The following is a 12,501-nucleotide window of genomic DNA, read 5'->3' on the forward strand; positions in this document are numbered from 1 at the left end:
CCGCATACACAAGGCAAAGATAAAGGAGAATCTTTTTGAGAGTAGTATTGTCAGCTCCCTGTCATTTTGGACTGGAGAGCGTTTTATCTTCCGAAATCCGCAGAATGGGCGGAGAAAACCTAGAGGTCACCGACGGCAGAATCACCTTTGAAGGTGACGAGAGCATGATTGCCAGAGCAAACATTGGTCTGCGTACCGCTGAACGTGTCCAGCTGGTACTGGGCAGATTTGAGGCGCGCAGTTTCGAAGAGCTATTTCAGGGGGTAAAGAAGATCCCGTTTGAAGATTATATCGGCAAAAAAGATGCCTTTCCAGTTAAGGGCGGATGGTCGCTGAAATCCCAGCTCTTCAGCATCTCGGACTGTCAGTCGATTATTAAAAAGGCAATTGTTACCCGCTTGCAGGAGGTATACAACCTCAGTTGGTTTGAGGAGACCGGAACTACCTATGCGGTGGAGTTCGGCATCAATCGAGACAATGTCATGATTACGCTGGACACCACCGGAACGGGACTGCATAAACGCGGTTACCGCAAAAATGCGGTGCTTGCTCCAATCAAGGAAACGCTGGCTGCGGGAATCATCGACCTTGCACACATTTATCCGGACACAGTGCTGTATGACCCGTTCTGCGGTTCGGGCACCATGCTGATCGAATCGGCAATGCATGCAATGCGAATTGCACCAGGACTGCGCCGAAGATTTGCAGCAGAAAAATGGGACTGGCTCCCACAGACGGTATGGCAGCAGGAACGTCAGCGTGCATTTGACCTGATTAAACGCGATGCCACCTTCCGCGCTTATGGCAGCGATATTGATCCGGCAGCGGTGGAGCTTGCGCAGTATAACGCAAAGCAGGCAGGTGTTGGAACCCGCATCGAGATTGTACAGCGTGATGTAAAAGATTTTTATATGCCGGATGAAAAGGGCGTTGTAATCTGTAACCCTCCATACGGCGAACGACTGCTCGATTTAAAGACTGCACAGGAAATTTATGAGACGATGGGCAAGGTCTTTTCGCAGGGATATCCGCACCGTTATTATATCATCAGTCCCGATATGGAATTTGAAAAATCCTTTGGTCGGATGGCAGATAAACGCAGAAAGCTCTATAACGGTATGATTCCATGTCAGCTGTACATGTACTTTAAGGAAGAACAGAAGAAAGCCTCAAAACCTTCCAGAGCAAAACCATATCCTGACAGAAGGGATCACCGTATCAAAAAATAATTAAAACAGCCGTTCTTATCAGAACGGCTGTTTTTGCATTAGTGCTTTAGCAAAGAACTTTCGCCAATAAGCGAAAGTTCAACAACCGCCCGCTATGCGGGTGGATTAAGGCTTAAGCAAAGAAACATCCTTTCTGGTAAGATAGAGATTGTTCAAGCCTCTAAAAAACCAGGAAAGGATGTTTCTTATGGCAAATAGTTTAGCACATACCAAATGGGTATGCAAGTATCACATCGTTTTTACACCAAAGTACCGTCGGAAAATAATCTATAAAGAATTGAGAAAAGATATCCAGCAAATCATAAAAGATTTGTGTAAGTGGAAAGGTGTAGAAATTATAGAAGGGCATATGATGCCGGATCATGTACATATTCTGGTAAGTATACCGCCCAAATACAGTGTATCCCAATTCATGGGATACCTCAAAGGGAAAAGTGCGATGATGATATTTGAAAGGCATGCAAACCTAAAATACAAGTGATATTATGTAAGTACAGTAGGAATCAATACTGCGACAATACAAAAATATATCCGAGAGCAAGAAAAGCAAGATCAAATAGAAGATAGTTTAAGCAAGAAGGAGTATGTAGACCCTTTCAAGGGTAGCAAGTAATCATACCACCAGAGGCTTGAACAAAGTGAAAGCCAGCGTCATTTAGGCGCTGGCTTTTATCACGGCCTTATAGGCCGCTCGTCATGCCACCCCTCTTAGGGGTGGTCATGACTTCGAACAAAAGAAAAAATTGAGTAAAAATAAGAATAAGGCTATGAAAAATTAAGAAAACCAGAGGATTTTGGGAATTTATCCAGATAAAAGAGAAACAAAGTCGATAAATGATAAAAAATACCGAATTATTCGGAAAAACAGCGAAAAATATTGACTTCCTGTCACTTTATGGTATAGTGTATATGGTATTTTAACAAAGTGTTAAAAGATAGATTTTTTCAGGGACAAAGCTTCCTGAAAGGGGAATTTTAGAAAAGGAACAGTGTAAGGACGGCAAAGACGGCAGCAATCCTTTTGCGGGAAACGTCCGGACACTGAAAACTGGAACCGTTCCAGACAAAACATGGGGTGCAGATAAGATGCACCAAACCGCAAAGGGGGATATAGAGCAGATGAAAGATAATATTTTGATCAGCTTAAAAGACGTAGTGGTAGAATTTGATGGACAGCGAATTCTCAAGGGAATCAACCTTGATATTCACGATGAGGAATTTGTAACTTTCCTTGGTCCTTCCGGTTGTGGTAAAACAACAACTCTGCGTATTATCGGTGGATTTGTTGAGCCAAATTCGGGAGATATCTTTTTTGACGGGAAGAAGATCAACGGAGTGCCGCCGTACAAGCGCAACGTTAATACCGTTTTCCAGCGTTATGCGCTCTTCCCGCATCTGAACGTTTTTGATAACGTTGCATTTGGCTTAAATATCAAAAAGATGGATAAAAAGCAGATCAGCACAAAGGTGCGTGAAATGCTCAAACTGGTTGGTCTGGTTGGCTTTGAAAACCGAAACATCAACCAGCTTTCCGGCGGTCAGCAGCAGCGTGTAGCAATTGCCCGCGCGCTGGTCAACGAACCAAAGGTTCTGCTTCTGGACGAACCTCTGGGCGCTCTGGACTTAAAGCTGCGTAAAGAAATGCAGACCGAGCTGATGCGCATTCAGAAATCGCTGAAGATCACCTTTATTTATGTTACCCACGATCAGGAAGAGGCACTGACCATGTCCGACCGCGTGGTTGTCATGAAGGACGGAGAAATCCAGCAGATCGGTACACCGCAGGATATCTACAATGAGCCGAAAAACGCTTTCGTTGCAGACTTTATCGGAGAAAGCAACATCATCGATGGTGTTATGTACGAAGACTTTGAAGTGGAATTTGCCGGACAGGCATTCAAGTGTGTCGACAAGGGCTTTGCAGAAAACGAGCGTGTCGATGTTGTTATCCGTCCGGAGGATATTATTGTTGGTGACTATGAGACCTCTCCAATCAGCGGCGAGGTAGAATCGGTTATCTTCAAAGGCGTACATTATGAGATTACCGTTGATGCACATGGCTATAAATGGCTCATTCACTCCACCCAGAGCCAGCCAGTTGGCGCGCACATCGGCATGAATGTTCGTCCAGAAGATATCCACATCATGAAAAAGATGGAGGCGTAGTGCAGATGAAAAACACCTCGGAAAGCAAAAAAAGCAAACTGTGGGGAGCTCTGCCGGCAGCGCCTTATGTGCTGTGGATGGTAGCGTTTATCGTAATTCCACTGGGAATGGTTGTGTTTTTTGCTCTGACCGATTCTCAGGGACAGTTTACACTGGAAAATATCGCGCGCGGCGGCGAATACATGAGCGTTTTGCTGCGTTCGATCAAACTGGCGGCAATCGCGACCGTATTGTGTGTGTTGATTGCCTATCCTCTGGCTTATATCCTTTCCAGAAAACAGGGATTTCAAAAGCAAACCCTGTTTATCATGGTCATGCTGCCAATGTGGATGAACTTTTTGCTGAGAACCTTTGCATGGATGACCATTCTGGAAAATAACGGTCTGATCAACAAGTTTTTGGGATTGTTCGGCATCGGCCCTCTGCACATGATCAACACACAGGGTGCTGTTATTCTCGGTATGGTTTATAATTATATTCCGTTTATGATTTTGCCGATTTACACCACCATGTGTAAAATCGGAAACGATGTTATCGAAGCGGCGCAGGACCTTGGCGGCAATACCTTCCAGGTTATGGCAAGAGTCGTAATTCCACTGAGTTTGCCGGGTGTCAGCACCGGAATCACCATGGTATTTGTTCCGGCAATCTCCACCTTTATTATTTCCAAGATGCTCGGCGGCGGTACCAACCAGCTGATCGGTGATATCATCGAACTGCAGTTCCTGGGCAACTCCTACAACCCGAACCTCGGTTCGGCGATCTCGCTGGTACTGATGGTTGTTGTTCTGCTGTGCATGAGTATTATGAACAACTTTGACGATGAAGAAATGGAGGGAAGAATCTTATGAGAAAAAATCGCTGGCTTTCCTCTTTGTACGTCTGGCTGGTCATGGTGTTTTTGTATGCACCGATTGCCGTGCTGATTATCTTCTCGTTTAATGACAGCAAGAGCCGAAACACCTGGACCGGATTTACCCTTCGCTGGTATGAAGAACTGTTCCACGACAGGGTAATTATTCAGTCATTTATTGTCATGCTGGTAGTTGCAATCGTTTCGTCGGTAATCGCAACGGTACTGGGAACCCTTGCAGCAATCGGCTTAAACAAGATGAACAAGAAACTCAAGTCGGTCGTTATGACCTTTACCTATCTGCCAATGATCAACCCGGAGATTATCACCGGTGTTGCGCTGATGCTTTTGTTTATCTACCTCAAGATGGAATTTGGCATGCAGACCCTGATTGTAGCGCACATCACCTTTAACGTGCCGTATGTTATCCTCAATGTTCTGCCGAAGTTAAAGCAGATGGACAAAAACACCTACGATGCGGCTTTGGATCTGGGCTGCAATCCGTTTACCGCCTTTACCAAGGTTGTAATTCCGGAAATCATGCCGGGTATCGTTTCGGGCTTTTTGATGGCGCTGACCTACTCGATGGATGACTTTGTTATTTCCTACTTTGTCAGCGGCGCTTCCATCCAGACCCTGCCGGTTGCAATCTATAGTATGACCCGTCGCCGTGTCAGCCCGAAGATCAACGCACTGTCCACCATTATGTTTGCAGTTGTTCTGCTGATTCTGGTTATTTACAACGTACTAAGCAGCAGAAAGGGAAAACCAGTCCGCAGAAAAGGAGGAGAATATTAATGAAGAAAAAAAGTTTTCTGAAAAAATTAAGTCTCCTGACAGCGGCTGTTCTGCTGTTTTCTGCGATGACACTGGGAACAGCGGCAGAAGAAACCTATGACTATGATATGGAGTACTACTCGCAGTTAAAGGACAAAGATGTTACCATCAACGTTTATAACTGGGGTGAATATATCTCCAATGGTGACGATGATTCGCTGGATGTCAATGCTGAGTTTGAAAAACTGACCGGAATCCGTGTCAACTACACCCAGTTTGATACCAACGAATCGTTGTACGCAAAGCTCAAGAGCGGCGGTACAACCTATGATGTCATCTTCCCGTCAGATTATATGGTTTCCCGTATGATCAATGAAGATATGCTGGAACCGCTGGATTTTGACAATATTCCAAACTTTCAGTACATTTCCGAAAAGTTTAAAAACCCTTCCTACGACCCGGAAAATCTCTATTCAGTGCCATACACCTGGGGAACCGTTGGACTGATCTATAACTATGACATGCTCGGCTTTGATCCGGACAGCTGGGACATCATGTGGGACCCGAACTATGCAAAGCAGATTTTGCAGTTCTCCAACTCCCGTGATGCTTTTGCTATTGCAGAACTGATGCTGGGCTACAGCATCAATACCGAGGATACCATGGAGCTTGACCAGGCAGCACAGCTTCTCAAGGATGAAAAGCCGCTGGTTCAGGCATATGTTATGGACCAGATCTTTGATAAGATGCAGGGAAATGAAGCAGCAATCGCACCATATTATGCTGGTGACGCCATCAACATGATGGCAGTAAATGAGAGCCTTCGCTTTGTAATTCCAAAAGAAGGAACAAACCTGTTCTTTGATGCAGTCTGCATCCCAAAGATTAAGGAGGATACCGAGGAAAGCAGACTCAAAAAGCTTGCTTCCGAGATGTACATTAACTTCCTCAATGAACCGGAGATCGCTGCAGCAAACATCGAATATATCCAGTATTCCACACCAAACGATGCAGCGCTTCAGTTGCTTGATGAAGAGGTACGCAACAATCCAATCAGCTATCCAAGCGATGAGGTGCTGGAAAATACTCAGGTCTATGTAAACCTCTCTGAGGAAACCAACCTCTATCTCGACCGCCTGTGGACCGAGATTATGAGTGCGGAGGCAGGCTACAACTACTGGAGTATGCCTCTGTTTCTGGTAGGTGCGCTGGCACTGTCGGTTGCGATTACGGTGATGAAGAAAAACCGCCGCAGAAGACGCGAACAGTTTAATTACCAAAACTCACAGAATAACTTCTAAACAAAAAGTACCCTGTTTTTACAGGGTACTTTTTTATGCAGCAAAGAGAGAAAAGATATTTTGGTAGGCAAACAAATATCCATACAGACAAAATAGAAACAGGGCAAGCAAAATGGTGAGGAGGTTTAATTTAAAGCTTGAAAAGAGCGGGGAAAAGAAGACATACACACAGGAAAGAAAGATAAACAGGGTGGTAAGACAGAAAAAAATGAGCGAAGCGGTCTGTGACAAAACGCAGGAACTTAAATGTGCACAGCAAAACCAGAGATAAGAAAGTAAGAGTGCACTTCCCAGCAGTTTAAAGATATCTGAAATTCGTTTCATGACAACAGTTCCTTTCAAAAAAATTATTTTCTAGTTTAATGCCAGAAGAAAAATTTGTCAAATAAGCAAACAAGAGATGCAGAGAAAACGGTTAATTTCAGCAAGCGCTTCGGTCAGATTACCGATGGATTTTCCCTGTGAAATGTGCTATAATAATGCTCCGAAATTTGTTTTATTACCGATAAGGATCATAGATAGAGAAAGGTTTGGTAGATAAAGATGCCACAGACATTTGAGAGTCAGTTTTTACAGCTTCGACGCAAGGTGCTGGAAAAAAGATTTTCCAGAATGAACGACAAACAGCGGGAAGCTGTCTTTCAGACAGAAGGTCCGGTTTTGATTCTGGCAGGTGCGGGAAGCGGAAAAACCACCGTTGTTGTAAACCGCATCGCCAATATGGTAGAGTACGGAAACGCATATCACAGTGAATATATTCCTTCTTTTGTGGGAGAACAGGATATTATCTTCTTGCAGGATTGGCTGGATGACAAACTTGATGACGGGGACATTACCCGGGAGCGCCTGCGCAGCATCATTGCAGATCGTCCGATCAAGCCATGGAACATCCTTGCTATCACCTTCACCAACAAGGCAGCGGGGGAATTAAAAGAACGTCTGGAAGCAATGCTGGGAGAGCAGGCTCTGGACATTCAGGCATCCACCTTCCATTCGGCATGTATGCGTATTCTGCGCAGAGAGATCAATAACCTCGGTTTCGACCGCAGTTTTACCGTCTATGATACCGATGATTCGGTTAGAATCATCCGGGATGCGTTGAAGGAGCTGGAAGTACAGGAAAAAGTCATGGCTCCAAAGGCAATTTTAGCATCCATCAGTGCCGCAAAGGACCAGATGCTTTCCCCGCAGGATGTTCTGCGCAACGCAGCAGGTGACTACAAGGAAGAAGTTATCGCGAAAGTTTACGACTTTTATCAGAAACGCCTGAAAGCAGCAAATGCACTGGACTTTGACGATATCATCATCTTTACCGTAAAATTGTTCCAGCAGTTCCCGGATATTCTGGAAAAATATCGTAACCGCTTCCGCTACATCATGGTAGACGAGTATCAGGATACCAACAACTCTCAGTTCTTGCTGGTAAGTTTGCTTGCTGGTGGACACAACAATATCTGTGTTGTCGGTGATGATGACCAGAGTATCTATAAATTCCGTGGAGCAACTATCGAAAACATCTTAAACTTTGAAAACCAGTACCGCAATACCAAGGTAATCCGTCTGGAGCAGAACTACCGCTGTACCCAGACCATTCTGGATGCAGCAAATGCGGTTATCGAACATAACACTCAGAGAAAGGGCAAGACCCTCTGGACCCAGAATCCAAAAGGAAATCAGGTCAAGGTCTACCGCGCGCTTTCCGAACAGGATGAGGCTCGCTTTATTGCCGATACCATTCTGGACGATGTTGCAAAGGGTCAGAAATTCTCCGATCACGCGATTTTGTACCGAATGAACGCACAGTCGAATACACTGGAAAATGCGCTTATTCGTTCCGGTATTGCCTACAAGATTGTTGGTGGCCAGCGATTCTATGACCGCAAGGAGATCAAGGACATCATCGCTTATTTAAGTGTTATCAACAACCGCGCAGATACCATCCGTTTAAAGAGAATTATCAACGAGCCAAAACGCGGAATTGGTGATGCAACGGTGGATAAGGCGGAAGAAATTTCCGCAATGCTGGGTATCCCGCTGTTTGAGGTGCTCGCCCATGCGGAAGAGTACCAACCGCTCGCGAAAAAATGCCGTCCGCTGATGGAGTTTGCCCAGATGATCGAACGTCTTTCCGAGATTGCCGAAAATGGTAGCTTGGAAGAGCTGTTTGATACTCTGATCGAGGAGACCGGTTACCTTATCCATCTGCGCGCTATGGGCGACGAGGGAATTAACCGTATCGAGAACGTAAATGAGTTAAAATCGAATATCATAAAATATGTGGAGGAGATGGAAAAACTCCCGCAGCTTTCCATCAATCCGGAAAATCCGGATGAACAGCCGGAGATCCTGATGCCGACCCTGGCAGGATTTTTGGAGGAAGTTACCCTCTATACCGATATTGACGGCTATGATGAGAACGCTGACCGCGTCATCATGATGACCATGCACTCGGCAAAAGGTCTTGAGTTTGACAATGTGTTCTTCTGCGGAGCGGAGGAAGGCATCTTCCCGGGAATGCAGGCAATCTATAACCCAGATCAGATCGAGGAAGAACGCCGCCTTGCCTATGTGTGCATCACCAGAGCAAAGAAACAGCTGTACATCACAAACGCTGCACAGCGTATGATTTTTGGTCAGACGGTAAGAAACCGCGTTTCCCGCTTTGTTACCGAGATTCCAGCAGGCTGTTGTGATGTTGAGGATAAGACTATCCGTAAGGCAAGTCAGGCAGAGCTGAAAAAAGCTTCAACAGTCAAAAAGACACGTGCACTCAACGATATTGGTGTAGGCGGTATGGCTGCAGCAAGAAAGACCACTTCCTACAGCTCTGATGCTCCATCCGGCGCTGCTGCTGTAACGCTCAAGGCAGGAGACCGTGTAAAACACAATACCTTTGGAGAAGGAACACTGGTTAAGATGACCCCAATGGGCGGAGACTGCCTGCTGGAAGTGCTGTTTGATACAGTCGGCACCAAGAAGATCATGTACAAATTTGCAAAGCTTACCAAGATTTCATAATCACAGGCAAATTTTCCCTCACAAAAGCAATTTCGGTTCACAAAATCCGTGCGATTTCATAGACTGATATTGAATGTCAGCGCAGAGACCCCCACAAAGCTGCGCCGATGTATCATCAGCTGCGGCTTTTCCTCTGGCAGGCCGCAGGAATCAAACGGAGGGATATTATGGCAGAATCGAAAGCATTCCGACCTAATGACTGCACCTGCTTTAAAGAGGCTGTCTGTATCGATGCGGAGAGAATCTATGATTCTTGCAGCGACAAGGATTGTTTGGAGGATCTTCAGGTCTTTTTCAGCGACAAGACCCAGCCTATCATCGATAAGGCAGCAAGCATCAAGTGCAAAAAAGTAAAGGTAATCAATGTTTGTGTGGATGTAGAGAGTGTCCCATTTAATAAGGGATTCTATTCGGTCGATATGACCTTCTACTTCCTGGTGGAACTGTCCGCGTACTTATCTCCTGGAACACCAGCAGTCAACTGCTGCGGTATTTCCTACTTCTCCAAGAAAGTAATCCTGTATGGAAGCGAAGCAAATGCCAGAGTCTTTTCTTCCCATTCAGGCTGCTGCAGCAACAACGAGCAGATGACCGCAATGCCAAATGCAGTGGTACAGATTGTCGATCCAATCTGTCTTGCCTGCCGCTATGTGGAGTGTCCGGCAAAGACCTGCTGTCCAGGCTCGGTGATCCCATGCCAGATCTGCACACAGGTTGGCGGAAACTTCCAGGATGTTCAGGTAAGCAAAGAGGTCTATATTACACTCGGTCTGTTTACCATCGTTCAGCTGCAGCGTAAAGTCCAGATGATGATTCCGGCATACGATTTCTGTATCCCGGATAAGGAAAGTGAATATTCCACCGGTGATCCGTGTGAAATGTTCAAGAAAATTCAGTTCCCGATGGAAGACTTTTTTCCACCGAGATTGAGTGAATTTCGGGACGATTGCAGCAGTCAAAACGGCTAAAATCAGGATGCGGCCCAACTTTTTTAAGTTGGAGCCGCCTTCTTTTTGCGATTTTTGCTAAATAATGATTGAATATATGGACAAAAAATGATAAAATATACTAGTTAAAGTATATCCAGATAGAACAAGTGGACACGGAGGAATCAGTCTTGGGATTTAGAAAATGGAAGCTGCCGCAGGCAGATCCCGAACGAATCAAAAATTTAATACAGCAAACGGGGATTCCTGAGATAGCAGCACAGATCCTGGACGGCCGAGGTGTACAGGATGTATCCGCCTATACTGCCGGTGCAGAAGGAAAGATGCACGATCCGTTTTTGATGGCGGATATGGACAAGGCGGTGGAGCGTTTAAGCCGCGCGGTGCAGGAGGATGAGCAGATTGCGGTATATGGTGACTATGACTGTGATGGAATCACCGCAACAGCTATGCTTTATACCTATCTGGAAGATCTGGGTGCAAGAGTCATTTACTATATCCCGGACCGGGATAAAGAAGGATATGGATTAAACTGTCAGGCAATCGATTTCTTAAAAGAACAGCAGGTAGACCTGATTGTTACAGTTGATAACGGCATTTCCGCCTTAGCAGAGGCGGACTATGCGGCATCGGTGGGAATTGATCTGATCATCACCGACCACCATCAACCCCGCCCCGAACTTCCAAAAGCCTGCGCAGTGGTTGACCCGCATCGTGCCGATGATAATTATCCATTTCCATGCTTGTGTGGAGCAGGTGTCGCATTTAAATTGATCTGTGCGATGGAAGGGGATCTTTCCGGTGAGGAGATGATCTGGCATTTTGGAGAACTTGCAGCTATCGCAACCGTAGCAGATGTGGTGGAGTTGACCGGCGAAAACCGCCTGATTGTTCAAAAAGGGTTGGAATGTATCACGCTGGGAGAACAGATTGGGGTAAAAGCACTGATCGAGGTAGCGGGGCTGGATGAAAAAAGGCTCGATTCTACCTCACTTGCATTTGGAATTGCGCCCCGCATCAATGCCGCTGGAAGATTGGGACAGGCAGATCTGGCGATGGAACTGCTGCTGTCCGATCGTTTTTCCCAAGCGTTCGAGCTGGCGACAGAGCTTAACTCTCTCAATGAACACCGCAAACAGCTGGTGGATGCAATCTATTCCGAAATTGACCGGAAGATTGCCCAGCATCCGGAGATCTTGCGGGAAAGACTGATTATTTTGTATGGAAAGGGCTGGCACCACGGTGTCATTGGGATTGCAGCAGCAAGACTGGTGGAGGAATATGCAAAGCCGTGTATTCTGTTTTCCATAGAAGGGGAAGAAGCGAGAGGCTCTGCCCGCAGCGTGGAAGGATATTCCATGATCGACGCTATTTCCCGATGCAGTCAGCTTTTGACCCGCTACGGCGGACATAATCAGGCGGCAGGTTTGACAGTGCCGACCAAAGATTTAAAGAAATTTATTGATGAGATTTTGCAGGATGCAAAGGAACATTTTGATATTATGCCGGTTGATCAGCTCAATGTGGACGCTGTTCTTTCGCAGCAGCAGCTCAGGTTGGATACCGTGCAGGGAATGCGGATTCTTCAGCCGTTTGGATGCGGAAATGAGGAACCGGTGGTTGCCATGATGGGATGCCGTATCGAGACGGTAACTCCGTTGAGTGAAAACCGCCATATCCGTCTGAAACTTGCTTATCAGGGCAAACTGTTTCAGGCAGTATATTTTCGAATGCCGCCGGAAAAATTCCCATTTTATCCGGGAGATCTGGTTGACGTGGCGGCAAATTTGGATATTAACGAGTATAATGGAGAGAAAAACCTCTCGATTAAGATCAAGGATGTCAGACTGCATGGAGTCAATCAGGAAAAACTGATTGTGGGAAAACAGTATTATGAAAAATACTGCCGCAAGGAACCGCTTGAGGACAAGATTAAAAATTATATTTGTCCACAGCGGGAAGACGTGGCACAAATTTATCGTTTTTTACGCCAATACAGACATTTTCCGTATGGATATGATCTTTTATGGTGCAGATTGGGAAAGATCAATTACTGCAAAATGATGATCTGCATCGATGTGATGCAGGAATTGGGACTGATTTCGGTGGAACACACAGCGTCCGGACCAATTCTCCGTTTTCCAGATAAGGTCGCCAAAACACAGCTGGAGCAGTCCAGCATACTCAGACGATTGAAGGTTGGTGAATAA

General features: G+C 45.8%; 8 protein-coding genes and 1 pseudogene. All 9 read left to right on the plus strand.

The features are described 5' to 3' along the window. Positions 1–35: 35 nt before the first annotated feature. Positions 36–1,229 carry a THUMP domain-containing class I SAM-dependent RNA methyltransferase gene (locus BQ5375_RS06615; protein ID WP_022131490.1) on the plus strand — a complete coding sequence of 398 codons (1,194 nt, stop codon included), beginning with the start codon at positions 36–38 and terminating at the stop codon, positions 1,227–1,229. A gap of 178 nt (positions 1,230–1,407) precedes the next feature. Further along, positions 1,408–1,842 (plus strand): annotated as a pseudogene (gene tnpA, locus BQ5375_RS06620) (IS200/IS605 family transposase). A 506-nt stretch (positions 1,843–2,348) separates the two neighbouring features. After that, positions 2,349–3,395, plus strand: a complete 1,047-nt coding sequence (gene potA, locus BQ5375_RS06625; protein WP_022131857.1) for a spermidine/putrescine ABC transporter ATP-binding protein — start codon at positions 2,349–2,351, stop codon at positions 3,393–3,395. Between the two features lie 5 nt (positions 3,396–3,400). Continuing rightward, positions 3,401–4,246, plus strand: a complete 846-nt coding sequence (locus BQ5375_RS06630) for an ABC transporter permease (protein ID WP_022131858.1) — start codon at positions 3,401–3,403, stop codon at positions 4,244–4,246. Continuing rightward, complete coding sequence (locus BQ5375_RS06635; protein ID WP_022131859.1) at positions 4,243–5,046, plus strand: ABC transporter permease; 804 nt, start codon at positions 4,243–4,245, stop codon at positions 5,044–5,046. Before BQ5375_RS06630 ends, BQ5375_RS06635 begins: the two co-directional genes overlap by 4 nt. Beyond that, positions 5,046–6,326, plus strand: coding sequence for an ABC transporter substrate-binding protein (locus tag BQ5375_RS06640; protein WP_022131860.1), 1,281 nt, complete (start codon positions 5,046–5,048; stop codon positions 6,324–6,326). Before BQ5375_RS06635 ends, BQ5375_RS06640 begins: the two co-directional genes overlap by 1 nt. A 543-nt stretch (positions 6,327–6,869) precedes the next feature. Continuing rightward, complete coding sequence (locus tag BQ5375_RS06650; protein WP_022131862.1) at positions 6,870–9,344, plus strand: ATP-dependent helicase; 2,475 nt, start codon at positions 6,870–6,872, stop codon at positions 9,342–9,344. A gap of 167 nt (positions 9,345–9,511) precedes the next feature. Further along, positions 9,512–10,312: a hypothetical protein gene (locus BQ5375_RS06655; protein WP_022131863.1), complete on the plus strand. Its 801-nt coding sequence runs from the start codon at positions 9,512–9,514 to the stop codon at positions 10,310–10,312. Positions 10,313–10,461: 149 nt separating this feature from the next. Beyond that, the gene (recJ, locus tag BQ5375_RS06660; RefSeq protein WP_022131864.1) at positions 10,462–12,501 is read left to right on the plus strand and encodes a single-stranded-DNA-specific exonuclease RecJ; all 2,040 of its coding nucleotides are present in this window, start codon (positions 10,462–10,464) and stop codon (positions 12,499–12,501) included.

Origin of the sequence: Negativibacillus massiliensis (assembly GCF_900148495.1) — a bacterium.
GTDB classification, from domain to species: Bacteria; Bacillota; Clostridia; order Oscillospirales; family Ruminococcaceae; genus Negativibacillus; species Negativibacillus massiliensis.

Coding starts and splice junctions, on each gene's coding strand:
- potA (WP_022131857.1), top strand. CDS start 2,349: ATGAAAGATAATATTTTGATCAGCTTAAAAGACGTAGTGGTAGAATTT.
- BQ5375_RS06630 (WP_022131858.1), top strand. CDS start 3,401: ATGAAAAACACCTCGGAAAGCAAAAAAAGCAAACTGTGGGGAGCTCTG.
- BQ5375_RS06635 (WP_022131859.1), top strand. CDS start 4,243: ATGAGAAAAAATCGCTGGCTTTCCTCTTTGTACGTCTGGCTGGTCATG.
- BQ5375_RS06640 (WP_022131860.1), top strand. CDS start 5,046: ATGAAGAAAAAAAGTTTTCTGAAAAAATTAAGTCTCCTGACAGCGGCT.
- BQ5375_RS06650 (WP_022131862.1), top strand. CDS start 6,870: ATGCCACAGACATTTGAGAGTCAGTTTTTACAGCTTCGACGCAAGGTG.
- BQ5375_RS06655 (WP_022131863.1), top strand. CDS start 9,512: ATGGCAGAATCGAAAGCATTCCGACCTAATGACTGCACCTGCTTTAAA.